This window comes from Enterobacter sp. 5-4, assembly GCF_000612205.1.
Taxonomy (GTDB): domain Bacteria; phylum Pseudomonadota; class Gammaproteobacteria; order Enterobacterales; family Enterobacteriaceae; genus Enterobacter; species Enterobacter roggenkampii.
On sequence record NZ_JFHW01000036.1, the window covers coordinates 327,029 to 351,883 of the forward strand.

At 52.4% G+C, this 24,855-nt stretch carries 41 protein-coding genes; 34 read left to right on the forward strand and 7 right to left on the reverse strand.

All coding sequences use genetic code 11. The features are described 5' to 3' along the window. Nucleotides 1-11: 11 nt before the first annotated feature. The 5 genes from AA74_RS0121585 to AA74_RS0121605 all read right to left on the reverse strand — a co-directional run bounded on the left by AA74_RS0121585 (nt 12) and on the right by AA74_RS0121605 (nt 1,156). Nucleotides 12-152, reverse strand: coding sequence for a host cell division inhibitory peptide Kil (locus AA74_RS0121585; protein ID WP_025913377.1), 141 nt, complete (start codon nt 150-152; stop codon nt 12-14). After that, nucleotides 149-307 (reverse strand): hypothetical protein, encoded by a 159-nt coding sequence (locus AA74_RS1000000123600; RefSeq protein ID WP_023327240.1) that lies wholly within the window; start codon nt 305-307, stop codon nt 149-151. The genes AA74_RS0121585 and AA74_RS1000000123600 overlap by 4 nt, the downstream gene beginning before the upstream one ends. Further along, a complete protein-coding gene (locus AA74_RS1000000123525) occupies nt 304-543 on the reverse strand; it encodes a hypothetical protein (protein WP_025913378.1) in 240 nt (79 codons plus the stop codon). The genes AA74_RS1000000123600 and AA74_RS1000000123525 overlap by 4 nt, the downstream gene beginning before the upstream one ends. Nucleotides 544-703: 160 nt before the next feature. Then, nucleotides 704-874 (reverse strand): hypothetical protein, encoded by a 171-nt coding sequence (locus tag AA74_RS1000000123530; protein ID WP_155267979.1) that lies wholly within the window; start codon nt 872-874, stop codon nt 704-706. A gap of 69 nt (nt 875-943) precedes the next feature. Further along, nucleotides 944-1,156, reverse strand: coding sequence for a hypothetical protein (locus tag AA74_RS0121605; protein WP_025913379.1), 213 nt, complete (start codon nt 1,154-1,156; stop codon nt 944-946). A gap of 445 nt (nt 1,157-1,601) precedes the next feature. Between AA74_RS0121605 and AA74_RS0121610 the strand changes: the two genes are divergently transcribed. After that, nucleotides 1,602-1,811, forward strand: a complete 210-nt coding sequence (locus AA74_RS0121610; RefSeq protein WP_025913381.1) for a hypothetical protein — start codon at nt 1,602-1,604, stop codon at nt 1,809-1,811. 38 nt (nt 1,812-1,849) lie between these two features. Here AA74_RS0121610 and AA74_RS0121615 read toward each other — a convergent pair whose 3' ends face one another. Together AA74_RS0121615 and AA74_RS0121620 are read right to left on the reverse strand one after the other, a co-directional pair. After that, on the reverse strand, nt 1,850-2,230 hold the full coding sequence (locus tag AA74_RS0121615; protein WP_025913382.1) for a hypothetical protein: 381 nt from the start codon (nt 2,228-2,230) through the stop codon (nt 1,850-1,852). Nucleotides 2,231-2,277: 47 nt separating this feature from the next. Further along, entirely contained in the window at nt 2,278-2,982 is a 705-nt protein-coding gene (locus tag AA74_RS0121620) for a helix-turn-helix transcriptional regulator (protein WP_025913384.1), read from the reverse strand. 111 nt (nt 2,983-3,093) lie between these two features. On the opposite strand from AA74_RS0121620, the gene AA74_RS0121625 reads away from it, so the two are divergent. From AA74_RS0121625 to AA74_RS0121805, 33 genes are all read left to right on the forward strand, one after another. After that, entirely contained in the window at nt 3,094-3,321 is a 228-nt protein-coding gene (locus tag AA74_RS0121625; RefSeq protein WP_025913385.1) for a helix-turn-helix domain-containing protein, read from the forward strand. Nucleotides 3,322-3,350: 29 nt separating this feature from the next. Continuing rightward, nucleotides 3,351-3,893 carry a toxin YdaT domain-containing protein gene (locus tag AA74_RS0121630; protein ID WP_025913386.1) on the forward strand — a complete coding sequence of 181 codons (543 nt, stop codon included), beginning with the start codon at nt 3,351-3,353 and terminating at the stop codon, nt 3,891-3,893. A gap of 185 nt (nt 3,894-4,078) precedes the next feature. Further along, nucleotides 4,079-5,044, forward strand: a complete 966-nt coding sequence (locus AA74_RS0121635; RefSeq protein WP_025913388.1) for a replication protein — start codon at nt 4,079-4,081, stop codon at nt 5,042-5,044. After that, complete coding sequence (locus AA74_RS0121640) at nt 5,041-5,730, forward strand: replication protein P (protein WP_025913389.1); 690 nt, start codon at nt 5,041-5,043, stop codon at nt 5,728-5,730. The genes AA74_RS0121635 and AA74_RS0121640 overlap by 4 nt, the downstream gene beginning before the upstream one ends. Before the next feature lies 1 nt (nt 5,731). Next, a complete protein-coding gene (locus AA74_RS0121645) occupies nt 5,732-6,076 on the forward strand; it encodes a winged helix-turn-helix transcriptional regulator (protein ID WP_025913391.1) in 345 nt (114 codons plus the stop codon). Next, nucleotides 6,073-6,270 (forward strand): hypothetical protein, encoded by a 198-nt coding sequence (locus AA74_RS0121650; RefSeq protein ID WP_025913392.1) that lies wholly within the window; start codon nt 6,073-6,075, stop codon nt 6,268-6,270. The genes AA74_RS0121645 and AA74_RS0121650 overlap by 4 nt, the downstream gene beginning before the upstream one ends. 252 nt (nt 6,271-6,522) lie before the next feature. Continuing rightward, nucleotides 6,523-6,939 carry a HEPN domain-containing protein gene (locus tag AA74_RS0121655; protein WP_025913393.1) on the forward strand — a complete coding sequence of 139 codons (417 nt, stop codon included), beginning with the start codon at nt 6,523-6,525 and terminating at the stop codon, nt 6,937-6,939. After that, on the forward strand, nt 6,918-7,319 hold the full coding sequence (locus AA74_RS0121660) for a hypothetical protein (protein ID WP_025913394.1): 402 nt from the start codon (nt 6,918-6,920) through the stop codon (nt 7,317-7,319). Before AA74_RS0121655 ends, AA74_RS0121660 begins: the two co-directional genes overlap by 22 nt. Before the next feature lie 197 nt (nt 7,320-7,516). Continuing rightward, nucleotides 7,517-7,972, forward strand: a complete 456-nt coding sequence (locus AA74_RS0121670) for a YbcN family protein (protein ID WP_025913395.1) — start codon at nt 7,517-7,519, stop codon at nt 7,970-7,972. Further along, nucleotides 7,972-8,142 (forward strand): NinE family protein, encoded by a 171-nt coding sequence (locus AA74_RS01000000122425; protein WP_032667641.1) that lies wholly within the window; start codon nt 7,972-7,974, stop codon nt 8,140-8,142. The genes AA74_RS0121670 and AA74_RS01000000122425 overlap by 1 nt, the downstream gene beginning before the upstream one ends. Continuing rightward, on the forward strand, nt 8,135-8,776 hold the full coding sequence (locus tag AA74_RS0121680; RefSeq protein WP_025913397.1) for a recombination protein NinG: 642 nt from the start codon (nt 8,135-8,137) through the stop codon (nt 8,774-8,776). Before AA74_RS01000000122425 ends, AA74_RS0121680 begins: the two co-directional genes overlap by 8 nt. Before the next feature lie 109 nt (nt 8,777-8,885). Further along, nucleotides 8,886-9,575: a bacteriophage antitermination protein Q gene (locus tag AA74_RS0121690; RefSeq protein WP_025913398.1), complete on the forward strand. Its 690-nt coding sequence runs from the start codon at nt 8,886-8,888 to the stop codon at nt 9,573-9,575. A 207-nt stretch (nt 9,576-9,782) separates the two neighbouring features. Further along, complete coding sequence (locus AA74_RS1000000122505; protein WP_050437755.1) at nt 9,783-10,502, forward strand: hypothetical protein; 720 nt, start codon at nt 9,783-9,785, stop codon at nt 10,500-10,502. A gap of 178 nt (nt 10,503-10,680) precedes the next feature. Next, entirely contained in the window at nt 10,681-10,905 is a 225-nt protein-coding gene (locus AA74_RS0121700; RefSeq protein WP_001752682.1) for a class II holin family protein, read from the forward strand. Beyond that, nucleotides 10,883-11,377, forward strand: coding sequence for a lysozyme (locus tag AA74_RS0121705; protein WP_025913402.1), 495 nt, complete (start codon nt 10,883-10,885; stop codon nt 11,375-11,377). Before AA74_RS0121700 ends, AA74_RS0121705 begins: the two co-directional genes overlap by 23 nt. Next, complete coding sequence (locus AA74_RS0121710) at nt 11,374-11,751, forward strand: DUF2570 domain-containing protein (protein WP_025913403.1); 378 nt, start codon at nt 11,374-11,376, stop codon at nt 11,749-11,751. Before AA74_RS0121705 ends, AA74_RS0121710 begins: the two co-directional genes overlap by 4 nt. Nucleotides 11,752-12,171: 420 nt before the next feature. Further along, nucleotides 12,172-12,690, forward strand: a complete 519-nt coding sequence (locus AA74_RS0121720; RefSeq protein ID WP_025913405.1) for a Rha family transcriptional regulator — start codon at nt 12,172-12,174, stop codon at nt 12,688-12,690. Between the two features lie 133 nt (nt 12,691-12,823). After that, nucleotides 12,824-13,087 carry a hypothetical protein gene (locus AA74_RS1000000123200; protein WP_045335933.1) on the forward strand — a complete coding sequence of 88 codons (264 nt, stop codon included), beginning with the start codon at nt 12,824-12,826 and terminating at the stop codon, nt 13,085-13,087. 112 nt (nt 13,088-13,199) lie between these two features. Continuing rightward, entirely contained in the window at nt 13,200-13,418 is a 219-nt protein-coding gene (locus AA74_RS0121725; protein ID WP_025913406.1) for a hypothetical protein, read from the forward strand. 3 nt (nt 13,419-13,421) lie between these two features. Continuing rightward, nucleotides 13,422-14,072, forward strand: a complete 651-nt coding sequence (locus AA74_RS0121730; protein ID WP_025913407.1) for a hypothetical protein — start codon at nt 13,422-13,424, stop codon at nt 14,070-14,072. Next, nucleotides 14,069-15,631: a terminase gene (locus AA74_RS0121735; protein WP_025913409.1), complete on the forward strand. Its 1,563-nt coding sequence runs from the start codon at nt 14,069-14,071 to the stop codon at nt 15,629-15,631. Before AA74_RS0121730 ends, AA74_RS0121735 begins: the two co-directional genes overlap by 4 nt. A 28-nt stretch (nt 15,632-15,659) precedes the next feature. Beyond that, nucleotides 15,660-17,117 (forward strand): DUF1073 domain-containing protein, encoded by a 1,458-nt coding sequence (locus tag AA74_RS0121740; protein ID WP_032667643.1) that lies wholly within the window; start codon nt 15,660-15,662, stop codon nt 17,115-17,117. Further along, nucleotides 17,044-18,039, forward strand: a complete 996-nt coding sequence (locus AA74_RS0121745; protein ID WP_050437756.1) for a phage minor head protein — start codon at nt 17,044-17,046, stop codon at nt 18,037-18,039. Before AA74_RS0121740 ends, AA74_RS0121745 begins: the two co-directional genes overlap by 74 nt. A 301-nt stretch (nt 18,040-18,340) precedes the next feature. Then, the gene (locus AA74_RS0121755; RefSeq protein WP_025913414.1) at nt 18,341-19,705 is read left to right on the forward strand and encodes a hypothetical protein; all 1,365 of its coding nucleotides are present in this window, start codon (nt 18,341-18,343) and stop codon (nt 19,703-19,705) included. After that, the gene (locus AA74_RS0121760; RefSeq protein WP_025913415.1) at nt 19,705-20,166 is read left to right on the forward strand and encodes a hypothetical protein; all 462 of its coding nucleotides are present in this window, start codon (nt 19,705-19,707) and stop codon (nt 20,164-20,166) included. Before AA74_RS0121755 ends, AA74_RS0121760 begins: the two co-directional genes overlap by 1 nt. Continuing rightward, entirely contained in the window at nt 20,163-21,218 is a 1,056-nt protein-coding gene (locus AA74_RS0121765) for a major capsid protein (RefSeq protein WP_025913417.1), read from the forward strand. Before AA74_RS0121760 ends, AA74_RS0121765 begins: the two co-directional genes overlap by 4 nt. A 32-nt stretch (nt 21,219-21,250) precedes the next feature. After that, nucleotides 21,251-21,550, forward strand: a complete 300-nt coding sequence (locus AA74_RS0121770) for a hypothetical protein (protein WP_025913419.1) — start codon at nt 21,251-21,253, stop codon at nt 21,548-21,550. Between the two features lie 2 nt (nt 21,551-21,552). Then, nucleotides 21,553-21,933 (forward strand): hypothetical protein, encoded by a 381-nt coding sequence (locus AA74_RS0121775; RefSeq protein ID WP_025913420.1) that lies wholly within the window; start codon nt 21,553-21,555, stop codon nt 21,931-21,933. A gap of 172 nt (nt 21,934-22,105) precedes the next feature. Then, a complete protein-coding gene (locus AA74_RS0121785) occupies nt 22,106-22,456 on the forward strand; it encodes a hypothetical protein (RefSeq protein ID WP_025913421.1) in 351 nt (116 codons plus the stop codon). A gap of 2 nt (nt 22,457-22,458) precedes the next feature. Further along, the gene (locus AA74_RS0121790; RefSeq protein WP_025913423.1) at nt 22,459-22,923 is read left to right on the forward strand and encodes a hypothetical protein; all 465 of its coding nucleotides are present in this window, start codon (nt 22,459-22,461) and stop codon (nt 22,921-22,923) included. Next, entirely contained in the window at nt 22,920-23,303 is a 384-nt protein-coding gene (locus AA74_RS0121795; RefSeq protein WP_025913424.1) for a hypothetical protein, read from the forward strand. The genes AA74_RS0121790 and AA74_RS0121795 overlap by 4 nt, the downstream gene beginning before the upstream one ends. 65 nt (nt 23,304-23,368) lie before the next feature. Beyond that, nucleotides 23,369-24,112: an Ig-like domain-containing protein gene (locus AA74_RS0121800; RefSeq protein ID WP_025913425.1), complete on the forward strand. Its 744-nt coding sequence runs from the start codon at nt 23,369-23,371 to the stop codon at nt 24,110-24,112. Between the two features lie 57 nt (nt 24,113-24,169). Further along, nucleotides 24,170-24,841, forward strand: coding sequence for a DUF6246 family protein (locus AA74_RS0121805; RefSeq protein WP_025913426.1), 672 nt, complete (start codon nt 24,170-24,172; stop codon nt 24,839-24,841). The last annotated feature ends 14 nt before the right edge of the window (nt 24,842-24,855 follow it).

Genomic DNA, 24,855 nt, shown 5'->3' on the forward strand with positions numbered 1-24,855 from the left:
TGAATAGGGGGTTAGACTGCTTTTCTATGCCACGGATAACCGATGGCAACCTTCATTTCGTCGTAGGCTGCCATCCACATGGCGCCATCACCGATAAACAGGGCAATGGCTGCTTTACTCTGCGCGGCGCGCAGCAGGTGATGATTGATCATGCCTTCACCTCAACCTGTTTCAGGAGGCCAGCGATATGCATCTGCCAGCGGTTCAGCGTCAGCTTGTCGCGCGGTGCCGATACCGACGTCAGCTGCCACTCGTTATCGTTGAGCTTTTTGGCGGTGTACTGCTTGCCGTTGTGGGTGACTGTCATGATGCCTCCCGGGCGCGAATCATTGCGTCGGCAATTAAAAATGACTGTTTAACTATTTCAGGCGCGGCTAATCCCCAAGTGTCAGGGTGAGAGCAGATTCCAGCCAAAGCCTTTGCTGCGAAGTAGTCGCGCACGGTTAAACCTCGACCTCCAAAATCTTCGCTATCCCATGAGTTAATTTCAGGGGTGCATACGCCTGATTGTGGAAACGCAGGACCGCCAGTTTTGTTACTCATAAATCCTCTTGGCCTTATCGCGGCGAACGGAACGGTTAATACAAGACTTCAACGCATTTATTCAGTGTTTCAATGGGCGGTGGATGGCCGCCGGTTGTCATAACTAAACAGGCTCTTTGAACCCGTTTGGGTATGAAAAAGCCGCTGGTTAAGCGGCTTGCTATTTGATAAATCGGACACCCTTGTTGATTAGCTTTTTCGCTTCCGTGGCGCTGATTTTGTCTATTGTTTCGCAGTCATCATTAAGTAACGCCTTGACGACAAACTTGCTGCGCGCATAGACAATTACCAAATCTGACCCCTGATTGGTGGTGGTTAGGTAGTAATTCATGGCCTTACCCTCTGTAGTTACCCGCTGATGCGGGAGAAATGCTTTATCAGTCCGCTGTAAACTGCTGAGCTACAACTCATCTCGAATCTGTGAGAGTGTGCTGATTGCCAGGTAATACCCGCGCCGATGCTCTTCTGTTTTGTACGCACGCATATCGTCTTTGATCGATGCTATTGCCTTATTTAGGACCTCAACTTGTGCTTCTTTAATCGCCTGTTTGCGTGGCTTCTGACGCTTCTTAGGAAGGTCTCTTAAACACGCCGGAATGTATTTCTGAGTCATAAAAAATCCTCTTGTGATTCAGCCCAGCCCACTCAGCCTCGAATGGGCTGGAATGAATCTGTTTGCGCTTCGCACCTCTCATCCCGCCAGTGTTGCCCGTTCCCACGCCTTTATCGCTCTCGCGAGGGGGTAGCCTCACACAGACCGGATCGCGCCCGGTGCTACGCCGCATTTTGTGCGTTGGGGTCTAAACAGGATTACTGAGTGCTGTTCCGACTTTGCATGTTGTTAAAAAGCAGGCGACTTGCTGTCCGCCGCTGGCTAACTTCGCTCAGCTGTCGATGTTTCGTTTCGATGGATTGATAATAGCGATGAGTATTGTTTATAGCAATACGTATTGATATTAAATAATAGCAATTGCTATTAATGCGTTGATAGCTAAAGGAATTTAATTTTGTAAAAGTTGCATGTTATGCTCATAAAAATCATTGTGAGGGCGGTCTTCATGGAACTGGATGATGAGAGAATTAATATGATGGCTCACGCTGCTGGTCGTGCGGTGATGGAGTTATGCCTGGCAGATATACCTGTGACTCAGCAAGCTATAATCGACAAGCTTGAGCAGTACCGAAAGGAAACCGGCAACGTGATCGGTAAAGGGATTAACAGAGATGCAGCGGAAATCGTGCGTAAAGGAAGGAAAGCAATTCAGTGAAGAACCCGGCCAGAAAGCCGGGATGGATAACCAAGTCGTTAATCAGCCCATCCTGATTTCGTATTAATCGCTGATTCGGCCATGGTGTATTTCTGAACCTTGTCATCCTTGAAGAGGATAGTTAGCTCTTTCTTGGTGCCGTTCGTTCCGTTATGGAAAAGGCCATAGAATGGAATGAAGCTAGTTCCATTTACTTTGACTTTTGCGAAGGAATACTTCCAAATCTCATTGCCGCCATCGGTATAGGACACTGCATCTGGTGAGCCAAATAAGCCCTTCACCTCCGCTTTCGTCGTTTTACCTTCTTGGATTTTGCTCTGGACGCTAGTCTCTGTTTCGTTTTTCAACTGCTGGTTACCAGAGGATGCGCAACCGACAAGAGTAACAGCCAAAGCAGCTACGATAAGGCACTTTTTCATTCCATTTCCTTTGCTGTGTGAGCTTCTAATAATGAAGCTAAAAATTTCTAACCGTGTTTTCTGTATGTTTGAGGCATGCTGCCAATGACTTTTCCGAATACGAGTATCCTGTTCATTTCTTCTTTTTCGATCGGTTCCCATGGGCGGTAAGTCTTGTTGTCGGAAATGACAAGCAGCTTATCTTTCATCTTCTGCAAGCGTTTCACGTGGGACGTGTCGTCGTATATGAAGGCGTAGATTCCATCACCATCGAAGTGTTGAACACTGATATCGACAAACAGCAAATCGCCTGGCTCAATGGTCCCGGACATGCTATCGCCGCGAACATTAATGATTCTGATCTGCTCAGCCTTTCTGCCATTGAACATCCGGCGAGCATCTTCCACTGAGTATTCCACGGATCTAAGCACCTCTACAAATTCGCTGTTGATGGCTCCAGGTCCAGCGCTTACGTAAAAGTCTAGCGCTTCAATGCGGAAGGTGTCAGTAGGCGCCGGCTCTGTTTTTGGCTGCGAAATTGCGGGCATTTGACCATCGTCACGCATCGGGCCAACTCCGGTTGAAAGCCACTCAGACCGAACGCCAAGCGCATTGGCGATCTCAACAATTTTAGTTGAGCCCCTGGCATTGCCACTGGTCAGCCTCCAGATGGTGGGCTGAGCAACGCCAGACGCCTTAGCTAAAGCGCCCTGAGACATGCCAGATAAGTCCATTGCCTGATTCAGGCGTTCTGCAAGAGTTTCTTTTTTCATGAGTTTAAATTTATACGCTTGCGTATTGTTGGTCAAAACACGTTTAGCTATTGCCTAAATCAATACGCATTGCTATTATCAATTCACACCAATACTCATAGGAATTGGAATATGACGAACAAAACCATCCAGCGCGCCATTGATATCGCTGGTAGCCAGAAGAAATTAGCCGACCTGTGCGGTGTAGCGCAGCCGACGGTATGGCGCTGGTTGCACGGTGGTGGCATTGATGCCCGCTATGTAATGAAGATTGTGTCTGCAACCAACGGCAAGCTTAAGCCAGCAGATATCCGCCCAGATCTCGCCCAGCTCCTTGGGGCGAATAACACAGCCGCTTAACGGCGGCCCTAACCACGAAAGGGAAAGCAATGCATTCACTTGCGTATCAACACAATACCGGAATACACCCGGGAGCGGTGATAAACCGCGCTCAACCTAAGGCGGCGCCAGACCACGAAAGGATCCGCGATGCGGTCCGGGCATGGTCGTCGGCGCTGGACAATCAGGACGTTGTTTCGGCGCTGATCATCAACGAATACCGGGAGCAGGGCGGCACCGCCATCAGCTTTCCGGAAGACATCAGCCGGGCGCGGCAGAAGCTATTTCGCTTTCTGGATAACCGCTTCGACTCTGAGCAGTACCGTGAGAACGTGCGCCAGCTGACACCCGCAATCATGGCCGTTCTGCCTCTGGAGTATCGCCATCGACTTCTTCCCGAGGACAGTTTCATGTCCCGCTTAGCTCGACTTGAGAAGGAAACGAGCGAGGCGAAAGTGGCCGTTGCGATGAACGCTCCGCGTCACCAGAAGCTCAAGGAACTCAGTGAGGGGATTGTAGAGATGTTCCGTGTCGACCCGGACCTGACCGCGCCGCTGATGGCCATGGTCACTTCAATGCTGGGGGTTATGTGAGAACTACAGAAATGGCGAAAGCCGGTCTGCGCGAACAGAGCCGACTTTCTGGTGCAACAAACGCTAGTCAATTGCGAGGTCATTATGACAAACGCTAATCCAAAACGCCAGGCGCAGGAGGTTTAACTGTGTCGAACGTCGCTTACGCAAATTTCGCGGCGCATTCCGCCGCCAGGAGCAACCGGATGGAGAACCAGAAAACCGGATTCATCCCGTTGTACCGGAGTGTTCTTAAGCAAACCTGGTCGAAGGACGTCTTCCTGCGCACGCTGTGGGAAAACCTGCTGCTGTGTGCTGCTCGCCAGCCATATACAGCAAACTTCAAGGGGCGCAAATGGCCGCTGCAAACCGGACAACTGGTCACCACCTCAGCCGATCTCGGGCTGAATTTATGCGACAGGGAAGGGAAGCCATGCAGTCGCCACGCCGTAGACAGGATGCTTGATGTTTTCGAGCGTGAAGGGATGATTTCTCGCTCCGGAGAGAAGCGAAAGGGCTCTGTGATAACCATCACAAATTACGCTGAATATGCTCAAAAAATGGACGATTTACCCGAGCGTATCACCGCGCATATCTCCGCGCTTAATGCCGAGCATGACGAATCCAGTAATGGCGCGGCTTCGGAAGGTTATGCCGCGCATAACGGAGCGCATTTACCCGAGCGTTTCACCGAGAATCATGAACAACAATGTAATAACAACAATAAAAACATTAAAAGATCTTCGTCCGAGAATTCTGACGAATCCTCTGACGCACGTCTGAAGAAATTTTTATCAGCTCATCCAGAAGCTGCGGTTTACACCCCATTCGGCGCGAAGTGGGGATCGGCTGAAGACCTCGAGATCGCTAAGTGGATTTCCTCCAGGGTGAAGCTGATTAACCCAACCTGCAAAGCCCCGGACATGACCTCCTGGTCTAACACCGTTCGCCTGATGCGCCAGATAGACAACCGGTCGCACCAGGACATCTGCGCGCTGTACGACTGGGCCAGCAAGCACCACTTCTGGCAGACCAACATCCTGAGCCCGGAAAGCCTGCGTAAGCAGTGGGACAAGCTGACGATGCAGCGCAATGCCGGATGTGAGCAGCGAGGCGGCAAGCCGGATCTGGACTTCAACAACACTGACTGGGCCTATGGGGTGATCCGATGAAATCTCTTGCAGAGCAGATGCGTAACCACGACCGCGAGCAGATGAGCCGCATGGCCCATAACCTGCCAGAGCAGTACCAGGAGCAAGCGCCGGTCGAGCAGGTGGCTCAGGTATTCAACAAGCTGTTCAACGAGCTGCGCGCAGCGTTCCCGGCCAGCATGGCAAACTTCCGCACCCAGGACGACCTGAACGAATTCCGCCGTCAGTGGCTGCTGGCGTTTCAGGAGAACGGGATCCACACCATGGCCCAGGTCGATGTCGGTATGCGAGTGGCTCGCAGCCAGGTACGCCCATTCCTGCCTTCGCCGGGTCAGTTCGTCGCCTGGTGCAAACAGAGTGGCGGGGCGCTGGGAATAACCGTTGACCAGGTGATCGCCGATTACTGGGACTGGCGTAACCGCTCGTTCGAATTCATCTCCAGCGAGCAATTTCCATGGTCGCAGCCGGTCATGTACCACATTTGCGTAGAATTGCGCCACCGCAGCACCGAGCGTCAGTTAACGCATGGTGAACTGGCACGCGAGGCAGGCTATCTGCTGGACATGTGGGAAAGGCGCGTCACCGAGGGTAAGCCAGTGCCGCCGGTACGCCGGGCTATTGCCGCACCAGCTGCCGAGCAAGGGCCGACGCCGATCCAGCTGCTGCTGGCCAAGTACAACCGCAACAAGTCGAACGGGATGGTGTGACATGAACATAACAATCCGTGAGCAGGTGCTGGCAGCCCTGCGCAACAACCCAGGGTTGAACAACGCCAAACTGGCAGGGCTTATCGGCATGGACACCAAAAAGATATCCGGAACGGTGAGCACGCTGCTGGCAGACGGCCTGATCCGCTGCGAAGGAAAATACGGCCAGCGCCTTTACAGCCTGACCAGCTACGGAATGCGCTTCGCCCCTGACACGATACCTGGCATGAAGCAGGGTAAGTCGGAGTTAATTCAGCGGACGGACACAAACGTGATCTGCCAGGAGTGCCGCAACAGCGCGGCGATGAGAAGGGTATTGATGGTTTGGGGGAGGGTAAGGGTATGAAAATCGAAGATATCAAAAACGTTGCGGTGTTCTTCAATATGAACGGCAATACAGTAGCGTTACGAATGGATGCTGAGCAGAAGCGGATCATCGCATTGATGGCGCTGAACACTGCTGATGCTCGGGCAGAACTGATTAAAGTGCCGCACATGACTTCACCAGCAGACCCAGCTCTGCAGGAGGCAGCCCAATGAGCTACATCGACAAACAGGCTGTGTAAGCAGTTGCTGCTCTGAAAGCTGGTGACACCCTCGGCTACGCTGATGTAGAAATCATAAAGCAGATAGCACTGACGCGAAGGCGCTGTTGGATGAGCTGAAAGCCAAATACATAATGTTTCCTAAGCTGTTTTAGCCTTTACTCACTACAGTTCAGCTTTCGATTACAACTCCTTGTCAACTATGAGTATAATCAAATGAAACCAATGTAATTCAAGCTAGTAGAATATGAACAAAAACGATCTTGAATCCTTATCTACTATCAGGTTTGATGAGGCTAAGTGCTTGCTAGATAATGGATTTTACCATGGGGCATACTATCTTTGCGGGTATTCTATAGAGTGCGCCCTAAAAGCATGTATCGCGAAAACTTTTCTTCAGCATGAATTTCCAAATAAGAAAATAGTGAATGACTCTTATACTCATGATTTATCACAACTTCTTAAAATTGCTAACCTGCATCAGACACTTCAAAACGACTTTAGGAGTGATAGCTCACTTGAGATCAACTGGACCATAGTGAAAGACTGGACTGAACAGTTTCGCTATGAGAACAACATAAGCCAAGCAATGGCCGAGCAACTGCGTGATGCGGTAGGTGACCAAACTTCTGGAGTTTTGAAATGGGTAAAAGCACACTGGTAGTCGGCAGAGAGTTGACAAAAGATATGGAGTTTTCAGGTCAATTCTTACTAAAAAAACTTAAAGCAGATAATCTAACTGTTGATGCCGCATTGTGGTTTTTTTATCCAGAAATATCATGGCGATATATACTGGTTGTGCGTGAACTCCCAGAGCTGGGTCCAGCCTATATTTATAAGAAAATCAGTGACATAAACAAAAATAGCTTGTCAAAAAAATATAAGCCAATCCCGTTAGAATTAATAGAGGCCAAGGGTGATACCGCTTATGTTTATAAGATGCTTAGAGGCTTTACTCGAATAATCGATGGTAGAGTTCGTATAACCAACTCTATGATGAATGGCCTTGAGATCGTTGATTCTCTTATCTATGAGTTGAAATGATTATCACTTCGAAATCTGTTTTGATTTTCTGAAATCAACCAGCCATAATCATGTCATCGGAGCCTGAACAACTCCGGTGACTTCTGCGCATTTAAGGGGACTTAAATGCGACCACAATCTGAACTCCTCACCTTTTCACAGATGCAGAAATGCACCTGCGATTTTCTGCATTCTGCGGTTTCCGTTAAGGAGGCCGTATGACTCTGCCAGTAGACGGTATCAAACTCCATCGCGGCAACTTCGCGGCCATCGGCCAGCAGATTCAGCCATTGCTGGATGCAGGGCAGTACTTCCGCCTGCAAGTCAAACCGTGGCGTGAGAAGCGCAGCCTGTCGCAGAACTCGCTCAGCCACATGTGGTACACGGAAATTAGCGAATACCTCATCGCCCGCGGTAAGACCTTCGCTACGCCTGAGTGGGTAAAAGACGCGATGAAACACACCTATCTCGGCTACGAAAGCAAGGACCGGGTAGACGTCGTGTCCGGCGAGGTAACCACTGTCCAATCCCTCCGCCATACGTCCGAGCTCGAAACCGGCGAGATGTACATTTTTCTGTGCAAAGTCGAAGCCTGGGCGATGAATATCGGCTGCCACCTGACCATTCCGCAGAGCTGTGAATACCAGCAGCTGCGCGATAAGCAGGAGGCCTGATGTCTATTCCACTTTCCCGCGTCATCACCAATGAAATCTTCCGCGTTCCGGCGCGCCGCCAGCGCAAGACCGCCGTTAGGCCGTCCGACATCCCGACACTGAAAGACTACACCGCCCGCCTGGTGGATCAGAAATGGCTGCGTCTCGCGGCACGGAGGAATCATGCGTAAACCCTCCCGCCGTAAGTGCAAAGTATGCGGTGAATACTTCGTGCCGAAATTCCATGACATCCGGATCCGCTGGTGCTGCCCGGAGCACGGAGCAATCCTCGCGATGCAAGAGCGCGAAAAGGAGAAGGTGAAAGCCGCGGCGAAGCGCATCAAGGAGCAGAAAGAGGCTGAGAAGGCCGGGCGCAAACGCCGCAAGGAACGACTGGCAGAGCTACGGCCTGCCGGTTACTACAAGGCGCAGGCTCAACAGGCTTTCAACGCCTATATCCGCGCGCGTGATGCTGATTTGCCTTGTATCAGCTGCGGCGAGACCAATCCACCCGATCTGCATGGCGGACAATGGGACTGCGGGCACTTCAAAACGGTCGGCGCTAACCCTGAACTGCGCTTTGAAGAGCGCAACGCCCATAAGCAGTGCAAATCGTGTAATGCCGGGGCTGGGAAGTACACGGCCAAAGAGGCGACGGTCGCGCAGCAATACGAAGCTGGCCTGGTCGCTCGTTACGGTCAGGAGTACGTCGACTGGCTCAACGGCACACACGAAATGACCAACTACCGCCGGGAAGACTTCATCCGGATCCGCGATGAGTACCGCGCCAAGCTCAAAGCACTGAAACAACAGGAGGCCGCATGAACCACGCCGACCTCCTCCAGTACCAGGAAGAAAGCGTTAAGCGCGCCAGCATGCCACCAGTAGCAAAGCACAGCCATACCAAAACCAATCAGCCACAGAAGGAAGCCGCATGAACAGTCAGCAACTGGAATACGTACGTCAGCAGCTCATTGTGGCGACCGCAGACCTCAGCGGGGCGACGAAAGGCCAACTGGTAGCTTTCGCCGAGAACGCGCAATTCACCGCGACGGCGCGCAGCCGGGGACGGAAAAAGGTATTCGACAAAGATAAGCAGCGCATGGTCAATCCGGACGGACCACCAATGAGTGGCAGCCAGTCCCGCGCAAAAGGATCCTCCATCGCGCTGGTTTGGCCGGTTGAGTTTGTTACCGCGTCATGGCGCCGCGCCGTCCTATCACTGGAAGAACACCAGAAGGCATGGCTGCTATGGAACTACAGCGAGAATATCCGCTTCGAGTACCAGGTGGCGATCACCCAGTGGGTCTGGGCAGAGTTCACGGCGCAACTAGGCGCGAAGAAGGTGGCCGGCAAGACGATGGAGCGACTGAAAAAGCTTATCTGGCTGGCAGCGCAGGACGTCAAAGCGGAGTTGGCAGGCCGTGAGACATACGAATATCAGGCACTGGCGGAGCTGGCGGGCGTAGCGAAATCTACCTGGACGGAAACGTATCTGCCTCACTGGCTGGCGATGCGTAACAGCTTTAAGCGGCTCGATAGAGGTGCACTTATATCCGTAACGCGATCACGTTCACAACAAAAGGCGACAAATTTAGATGTAAGTCTTGCAAAACCGAACTGAAACGCATATATTTCATGTAAATTTGATATCGTCGTCATAGCTTCGCAGGTCGGCAAAGAATAAACTGCCTCGGTTAAATTCCGGGGCTTTGTTTTTTGGTGGCTCACAAGTTGTAAAGTTCTCATGGATGGTTATTAAGGCTATCAGAAGCTTTAAAACAAAGTGTAGAATTCCATCCAACACAACTTCTTCTGGATAGGAATAGGTATGAGAATTACCGCTACATGTATGGAATGCTTTAAAGAGTTTGGTCGTCCTAGTTTTGAATTTTTCAGCTTACCTTACTATGAGAACCGAATTGCAGTAGTTCAGTGCTCGCATGGACACAAAAGCGTTCTCGTCCTTCAAAGCCAAAAGTTTGAAGTTCTCATGGAGTCAGGAGCTCAAGCCTTATTAAATGGGTTTACTTTAGAAGCCTGTGCAACTTTTTATGCGGCACTTGAAAGAACCTATGAATTTGCAATTTGTGTATTGATGAAAGCTAGGGGCGTGGATGATCAACAATACTTTCGTATGTTCAATGAGATGTCTCGGATGTCTGAAAGACAGATTGGTGCATTTATGACGCTCCACTTACTTGAGACTGGTATGCCGTACAAAATAGATAATGCACTTACAACGTTCAGAAACAGTGTGATTCATAAGGGAGAAATACCAGATCCTGATAAAGCGCAAGATTTCTGTTCTAAAGTATTCGCGAAAATCCTCGAGATAACAGAACTTCTTATATCAAGGCACCCCGAAATAGTGCAAGATGTTATTTTATTAGATATGCAGAAAAGAATATCTGAAATGAAAGAGAAACTTCCCATAGCATCATCAACTGGAACTATTTTCTTTAGTTTAAGCAAAAGTGAGAATAAGCATGACTTCGACGAGGCGATGGAAAGCTTCAAAGTAGCTATGCAAAAGTTAACAGTGCTTTGAAAGTTTTTTTATTTGTTGGCCTATTCCTTTAATTTTGAAATATAAGGAGCTATCTATCTGATAGCTCATCTATTTAATCCCCAGAGATTACCTACAAACACAGCGCATGGTTAATTTCAGCCCATGCGCTTGACCCTTTCAAAACACACAGCACCCGCTAACTACGCGAGGTGAGAGCATGTATCGCATGGAAAAAATAACCACTGGTGCTGCCTATGGCGCTTCAGCCGGGAGCATCCTCAACGGCATGCTGAATGCCTACAGCCCCGAGCAGTGGAACGCTATCGGCGTGCTGGTGGGTATCATCATTGCCGTACTGACGTATCTGACAAATCTCTATTTCAAGATCCGTGAAGACAACCGCCGCAGCAGGAGCCGAGATGAACCCGACACTCAGGAATAAGCTGGTGGGTGCCATTGTTGGCGGATCCGGAGCAATCACCATTGCTGCAGTAATGCTGGGCAATGCGGATGGACTGGAAGGGCGGCGCTATTACGCCTATCAGGATGTGGTCGGCGTCTGGACTGTTTGCGATGGGCACACAGGCACAGACATTCGCCGCGGTCACCGCTACACAGACAAAGAGTGTGACAACCTGCTAAAGGCAGATCTGCGAAAGGTGGCAAACGCCATCGACCCGCTGATCAAGGTTCGCATCCCTGAACCTACCCGCGCCGCGATTTATTCCTTCACCTATAACGTGGGCTCTGGTGCCTTCGCCAGTTCCACGCTGCTGAAGAAGTTGAACGCTGGTGATGTGCCGGGGGCATGCAAAGAACTGCAGCGCTGGACGTATGCCGGTGGCAAGCAGTGGAAAGGATTGATCACCCGGCGCGAGATTGAGCGTGAAGTTTGCGAGTGGGGCCAGAAATGAGCCGATTAACAGCCATCATCTGCGCTGTCGTTATCTGCCTGCTGGTTTCCATGGCCTGGGCGATTAACCACTACCGCGACAACGCCATCATCTACAAAGACCAGCGCGATAAAGCGACGGTCCGGGCAGAAACATCGGAGGCGATCACCAGCAATGTGATCACCACGATGAACCTCATCCGTGACATCTCACAGGTTACCCAGAATGCAAAGAACGAACTGGCTCAAAAGGTCGAAACGCGCATTGTCTACATCAGGCAGGCGCTTGAAGGCGATCCGTGCGCTAACCAGCTTGTTCCTTCTGCCGCTGCTGACAGCCTGCGGGAATACGCAGACAGTTTACGTACCGGCCCCAGTAGTGCCGATAAGCGCTGAACTGACAGCAGACACGCCGCTCCCCAGAATGGTGGTTCCGTTCACATGGCAGGCAAGTCTGGAGTTAAACGCTCAGCTCTACACGGCGCTGGGGAAGTGCAATCTGGATAAGGCGGCAATTCGGAAAATTGAAGAGGCGAGAAAAATAAATTGAAATCGAGAAATGAAAGTAGTAAAAGTCATTCATGCTGTGAGCAGTCCAGCTGAAGAAAAATCATCAAGTGTCAAAAAAAAATTCTGAGCCTCGGCAATCGCCGGGGCTTTTTTATATCCGCATTTCACCGCGCACCGCAGCGCATTCAAACCACGTCGAACCAAACCCTTTGAAATGAGCCTTTGAGGAAGTCAGTTAGTGCTGGCGAGCCTCGACGGGCTGATTTCCTATGCGGCAAAGGTTCATCTCAAAGAAAGGTACACGCTATGAATAATCCGTCAGTTATTCCGGCTTTCGATTTTCGTGAAATGGTCACGACTTTCGATAACAAGATAATCACCACATCACTCAAGGTAGCGGACTACTTTGGTAAGCGACACAAAGACGTTTTGCGCGCCATACGTAACCTGAAATGCTCCGAAGACTTCACCCAGCGCAATTTTGCGCCCATTGATTTCATTGATAAAAATGGTGATGTTCAGCCTATGTATAACATCACCCGCGACGGATGCATGATGCTCGTGATGGGATTCACTGGTAAAACAGCTGCCGCAGTGAAGGAGTGTTACATCAATGCCTTCAACTGGATGGCCGAGCAGCTAAACCGGCGCATGGCGATGGGTGAAGAATTGCAGCATCGCTACGCCATCAAAGAAACGCGCTCAAAGCTGAAAGGCACGATCGGAAGCCGTTTGATGAACGAGCGGAAGAAGGAAAAACGCGTGCTGAGGCTCGAACATGAGCACATCATGCAGGTTACGCAGCCTGAGTTGCTGATTAGCTAAGCCGGCCATTACAAAGCTCACCTGCTGGTGGGCTTGATAATGGAAAAACAGTGATGCCTATAAGTTTTGGTAATTAGAAAAAACCTCAGATAAGTGCTAAAAATTTTCCCAGTAAACAATGATGAGATGAAGAATGAAAATCCTGGGATTTGATGAGCACAGAACAAAACGTGGGAGTGGTGCATTAAAGTTCTTTGAGCTGGAGCGTGTACCAAGCAGTGACTGGGTAAAGATATTCGAAAGCCTGTTCACAAAAAGTGGTGATGAGGCGTGGGTTGAGGGGTATTGCATAGTAACGAACTGCCCAAGCAGTGACATAGCTGAAAGGCTAGTGCAGTTACAATCAAAGTGTGAAGAAGCAAACACAATATTCAGAACTAAGAACTCAACTCTTTGAACAGTAATCGCCGCCTCCGGGCGGTTTTTTGTTGCCATCACCATGGGCAGGCCCATCGTAATGGCTATAGCGGATAAATCGTAAATATACCCTGTAGGGGATAAGAGGCTTTATGTCCAACATTTACCAAATCACCCTTACAACCCAGACTGGCGAAACCTTCACGGGCAAGATGACTCGTCGTCAGCCTGAGCTGGTAAATGGCTTTGTGCCGCTGGCGACTGAAACGGGCCAGTGGCTGTATTTCGCTCCTGCCGATGTGAAGCGAGTGGAGTTCACGCCAGTACCGGCAGAGCAGACTGTACAGCCAGAAGAACAAACAACGGAGTAACGAATGAGCAAACCGGACTGGGAGGCCATCGAGACGGCGTACCGGGCCGGAGTGATGTCCCTCCGAGAAATAGCATCACAACACGGTATCAGTGAAGGCGCTATCCGTAAGCGTGCCAAGCGTGACGACTGGTCGCGTGACCTGAATGCGAAGATTCAGCAAAAGGCTGACGATCTGGTACGCAAGCAGGAGGTACGCAGGACGGTACGCAACGAAAGCAATTTGACCGAACGCGTACTGATAGAGGCAACTGCCGAGGTGATTGCCACGGTACGCATGGAGCACCGGGGGGACATCCGTCGGGCTCGTGAACTAACAAACATGCTATTCGATGAGCTGGCCGGAGAGTGTGGCGATGTGGCCGCGCTTGAGATGCTCGGTGACCTGATGCGCCACCAGGACGATAAAGGTCAGGATAAACTCAACGACCTGTACCATAAAATAATCAGCCTGCCTTCCCGCGTTAAATCCATGAAAGACCTGAGCGACAGCCTGAAGACGCTGATCGGCCTCGAACGTGAGGCGTACAGCATCGAGAATAAAGCTGAAACGAAAGAGGTTACGCATAACGTCATGCTGGTGCCAACCAGTGACAGCGTGGACGACTGGGAAGCGGCAGCGCAGAAACAACAGGGCGGGGTGCTCGGTGGATGAATTACAAAGCTGTATGGAAGCCACTGCCTGGATCTCAGTCTCTGGCGCTGAGCTGCCCGTGTAACGAAATCCTGTTCGAGGGTACTCGTGGTCCGGGCAAGACCGCTGCGCAGTTAGCCAGGTTCCGGCGCAATGTAGGCGTTGGCTATGGCTCGTTCTGGCGCGGCGTCATCTTCGACACCGAATATAAGAACCTTGCCGACATCATCACTCAGTCGAAGCGTATGTTTCGCCTGTTCAACGACGGTGCGCGCTATCTGTCATCTGCGAGCGAATTGCGATGGGTATGGCCTACTGGCGAGGAGCTGCTTTTCCGTTTCGGCAAAGAGGCGGACGACTACTGGGACTTCCACGGGCAGGAATTCCCGTTCATTGGCTTTAACGAGCTGACGAAACAGCAGTCACCTGAATTCTACGAAATGATGTTCTCCTGCCGACGTTCATCGTTCAGGCCTGAAAATTACCCGCTGGAGAATGGGAAGTTGCTGAGGCCGATCCCGCTGGAGACGTTCAGCACGACCAACCCGTTCGGCATAGGGCATACCTGGGTAAAGAAACGCTTCATTGAGCCAGCACCTCGCGGAACCGTACAGCGCGACCGGCAAATGGTATTCAACCCTCAGACTGAGCGAGAAGAGGAAATCACGCTTACCCGCGTGGCCATCCACGGATCGTTCAAAGAGAACCCGTACCTCGACCCGCAGTACATCGCTACCCTTATGGCCATCAAAGACCCTAACCGACGTAAAGCGTGGGTAGAGGGATCCTGGGATGTGACCAGTGGCGGGCGATTTGACCACCTGTGGAATGAGTCGATGCACGTCATTAAGCCGTTCCGCATACCGGACGGCTGGACAGTTGACCGCTCCCATGACTGGGGTGAGTCTAAGCCGTTCTCTAATCTCTGGTGGGCGCAGGCTGATGGCACTGCCGCCGAGCTGCCTGATGGTCGGCAGTTCTGCCCGCCGGCAGGGACGTTAATCCTGATTGGAGAATGGTATGGCTGCCCGCCCGATGAGCTGAACAAAGGCCTGAATATGTCATCCACCAACGTCGCGAAAGGCGTGGCGTGGATTGACAAGCGGCTGGTGGGCGAAGATGTCGACGAGCCGGAAGAGATACAGATCGACGGAGTCACGCAGGGCCAGCTAAACATTGTTCCAGGAATATGCTCGGAAGTTATTCCGGGCCCGGCTGACAGCGCCATTTTCAATACTGGTGACGATGAGTTATCGATCGGTCAGAAAATGGAAAATCAGGGTGTCGAATGGCTTGAGGCCAATAAGAAGCCTGGCTCGCGAGTAAACGGGGCCTCGGTATTCGCTGACATGCTTGAGGCTGTAGTTGAAGGTAAGAAGCTGGAATCTGGCATCCCTGAGAAGTCTGCCTTTTACGTTTTCGAGCATTGTCGTGGCTGGATTAGCCGCATACCCGTGCTGGTTCGCGACAGCAAAAACCCGGACGACGTAGATACCCAGCAGGAAGACCACGACTGGGATGCAACCCGTTACCGCGTGCTGCACTCTCCTCGCCGTTCAGGGGCGATATTCTTCACATAAGGACAACTCAGTGAGTAATGATACAGAAATGCAAGTCCTCGCTGGGCTGATTGTGAATAGCCTCAACGAGGTATCGCGATCTCGACAGCTTTATGCGGCCGGCTTCAATAAATCAGGCAACACCAAGCGACATCATCTGTGGTGTGAATTTGGCTATCCTGAGCGCCTCGACTTTGACCACTTCTACAACATGTATGAGCGTAATGGAGCCGCGTTCGGCGCTGTTCATAAGCTACTGGATGCATGTTGGTCTGATAATCCTGTAATCGTGGATGGTGACGAGACGAAGAAGTCCAAAAAATCGACGCCATGGGAAAAGAAAGTCACCAAGCTCATGAAGAAATACTGGGCGAAGGTGAAGGACGCGGATAGACGTAACCTTGTCGGTCACTACTCAGCTCTCATTCTTCAGTTTGCCGATAGCCGTAATTGGGATGAGCCAGTTAATCGTGAAGTGATGCGTAACTCACGCGAACGCGGCTTAGTGAAGATGATTCCTGCATGGGAGTCGCAGGTTAAGCCGGGTGAATTAGAGCAGGATCAGAAGTCCCCTGATTACGCCATGCCGAAGTTTTATTATTTCCAGGAACAACCCGTGGGGGACAACGGCAGTATTGTTGGTCCCATGCGCTCCATCAAAATTCATCCTGAGCGCATCATCATTTTCTGCGAGGGCTCAGAAGATGAATCCTCACTGGCTGGCATCCCTTTCTTGCGTGCAGGCTATAACGACCTGCTGGATATGGCTAAAACCTCCGGCGGCAGCGCTGAGGGGTTCCTGAAAAACGCCAGCAGGCAGCTCGGCATTAACATGTCGAAAGACACCAAGATTGACAAAATCATGGAGGATGCCAAGAAAGCTGGTTATTCAGGGCTGGCTGAGGCTTTAAACGCTGCTATCCAGAAACTTAACTCTGGTACAGATTCGGCCCTGGTGACGCAGGACGGAGAGGCTAAAGTGCTTTCCGTTGCCGCTGCCGATCCGAGTCCAACGTGGACAGTGTCAGCTAACCAGTTTTCATCTTCAGTTCAGATGCCATTCACCATCTTGTTTGGTCAGCAGACGGGAAGGCTTGCTTCAGATCAGGACAAAAACGACTTTGCCAAGCGCTGTAATGGTCGCCGCAACGGGTTCCAGACTGAACGGGCAAGTGCAGTTATAGAACGGCTTTGGACTGTGGAGGTTATCGAGCCACCTAAATCTGGCGAAATCACGTTAACCTGGTCCGATCTACTCGCTCCAAGTGAGAAAGAGAAGATTGCCAACATGAAGGAAATGGCTGCGGTGGCGAAGGATACCCAGCAAGCCTATGGCACACCGGCTGTTGATGAGAACGAGGTCAGGGAAGCGGGAGAACTTGAGCCGCGTGAAGATGTTAAGCCGCCTGACCCCAAAAAAAAGGTAACGACCGATGATCCTCTTTCCGATGACACCGGAGCAAAAGACGAAAGTCGGGACACCGGTAGTTCCGCGCAGCAAGTTTGACCCGACCCGATCGGCAAGGCAGGTAACCGCGATGTTCCGGGATATCGAGGAGCGATATCTCGGCATCAAGCGCGCGCTGAAGGCTCTGTTTGACCAGCGCCTGACTGGGCGAGAGCGAGAGGTAAACAGCCATAACTGGCGCTTCCTGTGCCACGACCACGGCGCTGACATGCGGCTCTACCAGGTCAACGCCGGCAAGTTCATCTACGACATGTCAGCGCAGGAACTGGCAGACCTACTTGAGGCGGTGCAGGGCATTCTCGACGATTACCTGCTGGATGGCGGAGAGCAAAATCTATGGGCGATGGATTATGTCGTCGCAGAAGCGCAGCGTGGCACGCTGGAGGCGTTCAATAACCTCTCGCAGCAGTCACAGGTGTACGCCAGCCAGACTACGCTACAGCAGCTTTTAAGCAGCCCCGCTTATCTTAATCAGGTGGCAGCCGCCAGACTGACAACGTTCAGTGACTGGAAGGTCATCAGCGACACCGCCCGCGGCGATCTGACCAACATCATCACCGATGCGGTCGCGCGCGGGGTTAACCCACGCGAAACGGCCAGCGTTATCAGCAAGCGCCTCGATGTGTCGATGTCGAAGGCCAAGACCATCGCTCAGACTGAGCAGGTCGGTGCGTTGCGACAGGCGCAATGGAACGAAACGGACTGGGCGGCGGATCGGCTTGGCCTGAATACCGGCCTGCTGTGGCTGTCGGCACTCAAACCGACGACGCGCAGCTGGCACGCCAGCCGTCACGGAAAGGTCTACACCACAGAAGAAGTACGGGACTTCTACGCTGAGAACGGTAACCGGTACAACTGCTACTGCAGCCAGATTCCGGTCCTGCTTAACGACGACGGCAGCATCTTCAACGAGGGGCTGGCGGATAAGCTTGCAAAAGAGAGAAAAGACTGGGGTAAATAATCAATAAAGTTCATGTTATTTTTGCCGTTATTAATTAACGACTCCTTAATTAAATGGAAAATGACATGCAATCAAAATTTAAAGATATTCGCTTTGATAGAGTGCAGCCAGTCACTAAAGCTAAGCACCGAACGCACATAGCTTTTCTGACGATTAACGGTGACACCGAATCAGCATTAATTTCCGAATTAAAGAAACGATACCCCAAGGATGGTATCGAACTAGTAAGCTATAAAAAATAATAACAAGGTCGCCACGGCGGCCTTTTTTATTGCCTGATATCCACCAATGAGGACGCAACGTGAAGCTATCCAGCATCCACGTTAAATCCCTCGCCATCAACGCCTCCAACATCTCAACGACAACCATCAACGGCCAGGAACACTACGTCATTCGTGGTGCGGTCCCGATCGTCGATGACATCGTGATGAATGGCGGCCTGTACCCGGCGGAGGAGATTAACAACAGCTACCAGACGATGGAGCGCAAGTTAATGCCGATCGGCCACCCGATGGTGAACGGCAAATACGTCAGCGCCAACGACCCGCAGGCGGTCAACGATTACTACGCCGGGGCATGGGCTCAGAACGTCAGCAAGGCCAATGACAAGGTCGTGATGGACGTATACGTCAATAAGGCTGTGGCAGATACCAAGCCTGACGGCAAGCGCCTTATTCAGCGCCTGGACGACATGATTTCCGGCAATAACGCCGACCCGATTCATGTCTCTACCGGTCTTCTGCTGAACAAAGAGCAAAAGGCAGGTGAGTCGAAGCAGAAGAAATACTCCTGGGTCGCTCACAACATGCAGTTCGACCACATCGCGATCCTGCTCGACGAACCCGGTGCCGGTACGCCGGATGAAGGTGTAGGCATGTTCGTCAACGCTGACGGGCAAGAGGCCGATGTTGAATCGACGAGCCTTATTGATGCCGCCAACAGCATGAAAGACGGCTGGTGGAACAAAACCAAGTTTTATTTGAGCAACGCCTCGAATTACTCATTCGATGAAATCTGCGCGGCGCTGCGAAACAAGATGAGCGAGGGTAAGCCTGAAACATATTACTTCTGGCCGGAAGCCGTCTGGCCTGATCGCTTCATTTACGAGGAAAACGGCAAATACCTCCAGCAAAAGTACCTCATTGACGACGATGGCAAGGCTGAACTCGTCGGTGATCCAGTAGAAGTCGTGCGCAAACCAACTGAGTACGAAGTCAAAACCAACGGAGAAACAAACCCGATGAAAGAGAAGATGATCGCCGCGCTCAATGCCGCAGGCGTTAAAACCGAGGGGCTGACCGACGATCAGGTCTGGGATGCCTACAACCAGCAGATGCAGAAGAAAGATGGCGGCGGCGACCCGGGCAAGGCTCAGATCAACTCTGATGTGATTACCGCTGCTGTTAATGCTGCGCTCACCCCGCTGAACGAAAAGCTGAGCAAGCTGGAAACTCAGCTGCAGGCGAACGCTGAGAGCGAGCTGAAAACCAAACGTGACGCTGTTAAAGCGAAATTCTCGTTCATGACCGAAGCAGCGGTTAACTCCCTGTCCGGTGACGCGTTGAACGACTTGTACTCACAGTGCCAGACCAGCACCGGTCTGAACCCTGCATTCCAGGGGAATGGCGCTCAGAGTGAAATCCTTAACATGGAGGCACCTGAATAATGGCTCTCGCACCTCGTTTCCATACGGTAATCGCGGGCCCGGCCCGTAAGAATGACCCACAGGTCATTGAAGCAATCATGGCGGCGGCCGTGAAACCCGGCTCACTGGTGATGCTCGACAGCACGGGGAAACTGGCAGTTCACAATGTCGCTGGCGGTGCAGGCGTTGCCCTGGCTCTTCAGCACAACTACATCGGCGGTGGTGACATTCGCGACTCGGTTCCTGCAGGTGATACCGGCGCGGCCATCATGTGCGAAGACGATGTGGATTACCACATGCTGGTCAAAGCAGGCGAAGCGTTGCTGGAAAACGAAGGTCTGGTTTCTGCCGGTGACGGCACGCTGGCCAAGTCGACAACACCAGCCACCGACCAGGTCCTCTTTTATTCACGCGAAAAAATCACCGTTGGCGCAGAAGCTCAGCTCGTGAAAGTTCGCAAATCAGGGAAAGCAACCGCATGAGCATGATCGTATTCAACAAAAAGCTGGTTACTGAATATAACCAGGTAAAGCAGGCGTGGAATCAGCTGCTGATGCAGCGTGAGTCCTTCAACATCAACCAGAACACTATTTCCGCCCAGTATGGCGGCGCACTGGAAGTTAACCAGGCTGCGCTGATCTCCAAAGACTACTGGCGTGAAGTGGATAACATCACTACCCGAGTCTTCCGTAATGACGAAGGCAACGGCCTGCTGGATGATCTGCTCGGTCTCGGTACGCCGATCTCTATCGGCAAGACAGCGGCGCTTTACCGCGTCTCCAGTGACGCGGGCAAGGTTCATCGCACACTGACGGGCCACGTTCCGGAAGAACTGGATAAAGTCATCTACGACGAAGCTGGTGACCCAATCCCGATCTTCAATACCGGCTACAGCCGTGAATGGCGTGAGTGGAACGGCATGCAGTCAGAAAACCTTGACGCAATGGCCGATGACCAGGAAGCGCACGTTGCAGCCATCCGCGAGGATATGGCCGACTACATGCTGTCTGGTGACGCGAAAGTGAAGGTGAAGGGGTATGTCGGCGCAGGCATCACCAACCACGCCAACACCAACCAGGTGGATCTGAGTGCGTCCGGTCTGAATATCGACCTGACCACCGCCACCCCTGACGAGATGGTCGCATTCTTCACCGGCCCGTTCGCTAAGCTCCTGGACGATAACTACGTGCAGGAGAAGGTGAAGGTGTGGGTGTCGCCTGACATCATGCGCAACATGAGCAAACCATATTCCTCCGCTGCCGGCTTCAAAGAAGGCACCGTGCTGGAGTACATCCTGCGCTACGGCCGTATCGAGTCTGTTAACCAGACCTTTAAGCTGACTGGTAACCACTTCATCGCGTACGTGCGCAATTCGCAGTACATCAAGACGCGTATTGCCGCGCCGGTGGGCACCTTCATGATCCCGCGCCAGAATCCGTTCGACAACTACAACACTCTGGTCTGGAGTGCTGTCGGTCTGCAGATTAAGCGCGATTTCAACGGTCGCTCTAAAGTGTTCAACGCACAGGGTTAAGGGGCTTCGGCCCCTTTTCTTCAGGAGAGAGCATGAAAAAGTTAAAAGTCGAGAAGACTGGCTGCTGGGGAACGATTAACGGCGTATTCCAGCAACTGCCTTTGGGTCATGAGTTCGTTGCGGTTGATGTGCCACCTGCTTTCGCTGGCCGCGTCTCGGTCGTTGGCGAAGTTGAAGAGCAGGAACTTGAAGTTGCCACTCCTGGTGCTGACGATAAACCTGCAGAGCAGGCAGAGCAGGCAGAGCAGGCAGAGCAGGCAGAGCAGGCAGAGCAGGCAGAGCAGGCAGAGCAGCAGGAAGAATCTGCCAGCAAATCGAAGAAGGCGAAATAACCATGGCTGACCCAATCACAGCGGCAGACGTGCAGGCGTTCCTCGGTGAGTTGGGTTACGCCATTCCCGGAACTCTTCTCGATCAGATTCTCTGCGTGGTGAACAAGATTATCCCGTGCCTCGATGGCGCGGGATATGACGACTGCACGGCAAAGCTCATTCTGATGTATGCCGCTGCGCTCATGGCGACGTCATCCGGCGCCCGCCGCATCAAATCGCAGGGGGCGCCATCGGGAGCGTCGCGCTCGTTCGACTACGGAGACGATGGCATCACCTGGCTGCGTGACTCTCTGGCGAAACTTGATACCAGTGGCTGCACCAGTGAACTTCCGATCAGCGCCGGCAACAGTGTGGGCCTGTTTATGGTGGTCGGGGGCTGCTAATGGCGTGGGTTTCAGTTCAGCAACGGCTGCCGCGGACGTTTACCCGGGTGTGGGTGATCACCGATGCCGGCCAACAAACGACGGCGTACGTGAAAAGCGACGGTGAGTGGCACATTAACTGCGCACGCATACGGGCCACAGGCGCCGCCGTGCTGCGATGGAGGGATGACTGATGTCTTCGGTAGCCAATTGGTCATACACCGCGACGGCGACAATCTGGCGCAAGCTGGAAGGCAATGACGAATACGGCGACCCGCTGGGTTATGCCGAACCTGAACATATCCTCTGTGATTACGAGGGCGGGCTCAGTAAGAAGTTAGCCAATCTGGGTGCCGAAATCGTCGTGAAGAATACTGTCTGGACGGAGTTCGCGCTGGCGGCCGCTGGTGATTACCTGCTGATTGGCGTATCGACGGAAGCCGATCCGGTTGTCGCCGGTGCCGACGAGGTGCGCCAGGTTATCCGCTACGCCGATACGTTCGAGCGCCTGGCGGATGATTACGCCATCCTGACGGGAGTTTAGCTATGGGTATCAAAGTGAAAGGCATCAGCCAGGCGAAAAAGCACCTGAACGATGTCATCAGCGACGTTAAGGGGCGCAAGGTAATCCGCGCGCTACAGTCGGCGATGATTCTTATCGGTGCCAGGGCAGCCTATTACACCCCGATCGACACCTCCACGCTGATTAACAGCCAGTTTCGGGAGATTGACGCTGGCGGGGTGTTCATTACCGGGCGCATTGGTTATTCAGCCAACTATGCCGCATACGTGCATGAGGCGTCAGGCAAGCTGAAAGGCCAGCCGCGCGCGCACTTTGGCGTGACCAGTAACCGCTCTGAGTTCGGACCGCAGAAACCGAAAGAGTTCGGCGGCGGGACAGGAACTGGCAACTACTGGGATCCCCATGGTGAGCCTCAATTCCTGACCAAAGGTGCGAATGATGAGCGCGATAACGTTGACGCGGTGATGCGCAAGGAGCTTTCGCTATGACACCCATGATGCACGAGCGGGTGCGCAACATGTTCGGCGACGCCGGGCTAACTACCGGCTTCACGGTGCAACAGTTGATGTACGACGACCCAGGTGACCTGTCGAAGGCGATCATGGTATTCAGGCCAAATGGCGGGTCGAATATTCGAACTGACCTCGGTTCTGAGTATAACGTCCTGGTCGACGTCGTAGGCGCAAAAGATAAGCGCAAAGACGCGCTCAACGCCGTGCAGCGTATCGTCGATTACGTCCAGGCCAACCCCATGGCTGACGAGTGCGTCGGCTACATCCAGAACATGGGCGCAATCCCCGCGCCGGTGCTCACAGAAGAAGGGCGAATAGTCTTCCGACTCCAGTTCGCCTGCACTTACGGCGAATAGCCATCCCCAACCAAATAACCCGCTCCGGCGGGTTTTCTTTTTTATACGTCAAAGAGGAGTTTCACATGGCTAATTGCCAGAACTCGAACGAGCGCCTGTTCGGCGGTGCGGTCGTGCTGGAAGTCGCCGATGGCTGCCCGGATGTCAAACCACTTGAGTCTGAGTGGAAGTCTCTGGCTGCAGGAACGTCTAAAGGCTTCGACTTCAACCCTAACACGGTTACCTCTGATGCGGATGACGGCGGCGGCTATGTCGAAACCATCATCACCAACAGTGATCTCACCTTCAGTTTTGAAGGTGAAGTGCGCAAAAAAGATAAGCTGGATCAGTACGGTGTCGGCAAGTTCATCAAGTACTTCTCAGGTGAATTGAAGGCCAAGCGTCAGACAGGCATCTGGGTGCGAATGGAATATGGCCCCGTCGAATTTATCGGCTACATGAACATCACTGCACTGAGCTCTGACGGTGGTACCAACGATATCGTTACGTTCTCTACTGAGTTCAAAGTCGGTGATGCCAGCACCATCGAGGTGAATGAGATCAGCGATGTAGCAGTGACTGGCGTGACGGTAACCCCGACAACCAGCACTGGCGCTGCTGGAGGTACCAGCACCTTCACGGTGAATATCGCACCAACTGGCGCTACCAACAAAGACTTCACTGTAGCGACTACCGATGCGACCAAGGCAACGGCTACCGCCTCCGGCAACACCGTTACCGTGACGCGCGTCGCCACCGGCAGCGCGCAGATCATCATCAACACCGAAGACGGCAACTTTGTGGCCGTGCATACGGTTACCGTTACCTAACGGACATTCCAAAGGGCGGCGTGCTGCCCTTGATAATGACCGTTTACTGGAAGGCCTATGACCGCTTTAACCGATATTGGCGAACTCTCCATCAGCGACAGCCGCGAAGGTGGGAAAGATTACCTGCTGCGACCTTCATTCGAGGCAATGACGAGGATCGGCACTCCGGAAGAGATTGTGCAGGCGTACGCCACCATCCACGGCAATGATGTCGCTCACCTCATTGATGTGTGCGCTGGCACGCTGGGACGCTTTCCTGAATGGCTTTCTCCATCATTCAACCGCGCCGCTGAGAAGCTGTTATCAACGTGCATGCTGGTGCTACAGGCGTGCTGCGATGATGATCTGTCGCCAATGATTGGCGAGTGGAAAGGGTGGCGGAACTGCGTTGTCTACCGCCCGGGCCAGATGCCGAAGAACGACATAATCGTACTGGCGCAGCATCTCATGCAGCACGGTGTTGTCGGAAAGGCAAAGGTTCGCCAGCTGCAGCGCCACGAAACAGGTGCCAGAACGAACGAATTTAAAGCCTTCGACTATATCAGTGCAGCGCGCAGTCACTTCGAAATGAACCGCGCTGAAGCCTCTCAGTTAACGATGACCGAATTCCAGATGCTTCTGGCGGCGAAATACCCGGACCAGAAAGGCTTCACTCGTGAAGAGTACGACAGTATCGCCGATGAGTACCTGGCTAAACAGGCCGCACGACGGAAAAAGGCTTTGGCATAAGCTGGTTTTGTCGT

What these genes read in the sequence shown, in the direction of transcription:
- AA74_RS0121585 (WP_025913377.1), bottom strand. Translation starts at nt 152, where the DNA reads ATGATCAATCATCACCTGCTGCGCGCCGCGCAGAGTAAAGCAGCCATT.
- AA74_RS1000000123600 (WP_023327240.1), bottom strand. Translation starts at nt 307, where the DNA reads ATGACAGTCACCCACAACGGCAAGCAGTACACCGCCAAAAAGCTCAAC.
- AA74_RS1000000123525 (WP_025913378.1), bottom strand. Translation starts at nt 543, where the DNA reads ATGAGTAACAAAACTGGCGGTCCTGCGTTTCCACAATCAGGCGTATGC.
- AA74_RS1000000123530 (WP_155267979.1), bottom strand. Translation starts at nt 874, where the DNA reads ATGAATTACTACCTAACCACCACCAATCAGGGGTCAGATTTGGTAATT.
- AA74_RS0121605 (WP_025913379.1), bottom strand. Translation starts at nt 1,156, where the DNA reads ATGACTCAGAAATACATTCCGGCGTGTTTAAGAGACCTTCCTAAGAAG.
- AA74_RS0121610 (WP_025913381.1), top strand. Translation starts at nt 1,602, where the DNA reads ATGGAACTGGATGATGAGAGAATTAATATGATGGCTCACGCTGCTGGT.
- AA74_RS0121615 (WP_025913382.1), bottom strand. Translation starts at nt 2,230, where the DNA reads ATGAAAAAGTGCCTTATCGTAGCTGCTTTGGCTGTTACTCTTGTCGGT.
- AA74_RS0121620 (WP_025913384.1), bottom strand. Translation starts at nt 2,982, where the DNA reads ATGAAAAAAGAAACTCTTGCAGAACGCCTGAATCAGGCAATGGACTTA.
- AA74_RS0121625 (WP_025913385.1), top strand. Translation starts at nt 3,094, where the DNA reads ATGACGAACAAAACCATCCAGCGCGCCATTGATATCGCTGGTAGCCAG.
- AA74_RS0121630 (WP_025913386.1), top strand. Translation starts at nt 3,351, where the DNA reads ATGCATTCACTTGCGTATCAACACAATACCGGAATACACCCGGGAGCG.
- AA74_RS0121635 (WP_025913388.1), top strand. Translation starts at nt 4,079, where the DNA reads ATGGAGAACCAGAAAACCGGATTCATCCCGTTGTACCGGAGTGTTCTT.
- AA74_RS0121640 (WP_025913389.1), top strand. Translation starts at nt 5,041, where the DNA reads ATGAAATCTCTTGCAGAGCAGATGCGTAACCACGACCGCGAGCAGATG.
- AA74_RS0121645 (WP_025913391.1), top strand. Translation starts at nt 5,732, where the DNA reads ATGAACATAACAATCCGTGAGCAGGTGCTGGCAGCCCTGCGCAACAAC.
- AA74_RS0121650 (WP_025913392.1), top strand. Translation starts at nt 6,073, where the DNA reads ATGAAAATCGAAGATATCAAAAACGTTGCGGTGTTCTTCAATATGAAC.
- AA74_RS0121655 (WP_025913393.1), top strand. Translation starts at nt 6,523, where the DNA reads ATGAACAAAAACGATCTTGAATCCTTATCTACTATCAGGTTTGATGAG.
- AA74_RS0121660 (WP_025913394.1), top strand. Translation starts at nt 6,918, where the DNA reads ATGGGTAAAAGCACACTGGTAGTCGGCAGAGAGTTGACAAAAGATATG.
- AA74_RS0121670 (WP_025913395.1), top strand. Translation starts at nt 7,517, where the DNA reads ATGACTCTGCCAGTAGACGGTATCAAACTCCATCGCGGCAACTTCGCG.
- AA74_RS01000000122425 (WP_032667641.1), top strand. Translation starts at nt 7,972, where the DNA reads ATGTCTATTCCACTTTCCCGCGTCATCACCAATGAAATCTTCCGCGTT.
- AA74_RS0121680 (WP_025913397.1), top strand. Translation starts at nt 8,135, where the DNA reads ATGCGTAAACCCTCCCGCCGTAAGTGCAAAGTATGCGGTGAATACTTC.
- AA74_RS0121690 (WP_025913398.1), top strand. Translation starts at nt 8,886, where the DNA reads ATGAACAGTCAGCAACTGGAATACGTACGTCAGCAGCTCATTGTGGCG.
- AA74_RS1000000122505 (WP_050437755.1), top strand. Translation starts at nt 9,783, where the DNA reads ATGAGAATTACCGCTACATGTATGGAATGCTTTAAAGAGTTTGGTCGT.
- AA74_RS0121700 (WP_001752682.1), top strand. Translation starts at nt 10,681, where the DNA reads ATGTATCGCATGGAAAAAATAACCACTGGTGCTGCCTATGGCGCTTCA.
- AA74_RS0121705 (WP_025913402.1), top strand. Translation starts at nt 10,883, where the DNA reads ATGAACCCGACACTCAGGAATAAGCTGGTGGGTGCCATTGTTGGCGGA.
- AA74_RS0121710 (WP_025913403.1), top strand. Translation starts at nt 11,374, where the DNA reads ATGAGCCGATTAACAGCCATCATCTGCGCTGTCGTTATCTGCCTGCTG.
- AA74_RS0121720 (WP_025913405.1), top strand. Translation starts at nt 12,172, where the DNA reads ATGAATAATCCGTCAGTTATTCCGGCTTTCGATTTTCGTGAAATGGTC.
- AA74_RS1000000123200 (WP_045335933.1), top strand. Translation starts at nt 12,824, where the DNA reads ATGAAAATCCTGGGATTTGATGAGCACAGAACAAAACGTGGGAGTGGT.
- AA74_RS0121725 (WP_025913406.1), top strand. Translation starts at nt 13,200, where the DNA reads ATGTCCAACATTTACCAAATCACCCTTACAACCCAGACTGGCGAAACC.
- AA74_RS0121730 (WP_025913407.1), top strand. Translation starts at nt 13,422, where the DNA reads ATGAGCAAACCGGACTGGGAGGCCATCGAGACGGCGTACCGGGCCGGA.
- AA74_RS0121735 (WP_025913409.1), top strand. Translation starts at nt 14,069, where the DNA reads ATGAATTACAAAGCTGTATGGAAGCCACTGCCTGGATCTCAGTCTCTG.
- AA74_RS0121740 (WP_032667643.1), top strand. Translation starts at nt 15,660, where the DNA reads ATGCAAGTCCTCGCTGGGCTGATTGTGAATAGCCTCAACGAGGTATCG.
- AA74_RS0121745 (WP_050437756.1), top strand. Translation starts at nt 17,044, where the DNA reads ATGATCCTCTTTCCGATGACACCGGAGCAAAAGACGAAAGTCGGGACA.
- AA74_RS0121760 (WP_025913415.1), top strand. Translation starts at nt 19,705, where the DNA reads ATGGCTCTCGCACCTCGTTTCCATACGGTAATCGCGGGCCCGGCCCGT.
- AA74_RS0121765 (WP_025913417.1), top strand. Translation starts at nt 20,163, where the DNA reads ATGAGCATGATCGTATTCAACAAAAAGCTGGTTACTGAATATAACCAG.
- AA74_RS0121770 (WP_025913419.1), top strand. Translation starts at nt 21,251, where the DNA reads ATGAAAAAGTTAAAAGTCGAGAAGACTGGCTGCTGGGGAACGATTAAC.
- AA74_RS0121775 (WP_025913420.1), top strand. Translation starts at nt 21,553, where the DNA reads ATGGCTGACCCAATCACAGCGGCAGACGTGCAGGCGTTCCTCGGTGAG.
- AA74_RS0121785 (WP_025913421.1), top strand. Translation starts at nt 22,106, where the DNA reads ATGTCTTCGGTAGCCAATTGGTCATACACCGCGACGGCGACAATCTGG.
- AA74_RS0121790 (WP_025913423.1), top strand. Translation starts at nt 22,459, where the DNA reads ATGGGTATCAAAGTGAAAGGCATCAGCCAGGCGAAAAAGCACCTGAAC.
- AA74_RS0121795 (WP_025913424.1), top strand. Translation starts at nt 22,920, where the DNA reads ATGACACCCATGATGCACGAGCGGGTGCGCAACATGTTCGGCGACGCC.
- AA74_RS0121800 (WP_025913425.1), top strand. Translation starts at nt 23,369, where the DNA reads ATGGCTAATTGCCAGAACTCGAACGAGCGCCTGTTCGGCGGTGCGGTC.
- AA74_RS0121805 (WP_025913426.1), top strand. Translation starts at nt 24,170, where the DNA reads ATGACCGCTTTAACCGATATTGGCGAACTCTCCATCAGCGACAGCCGC.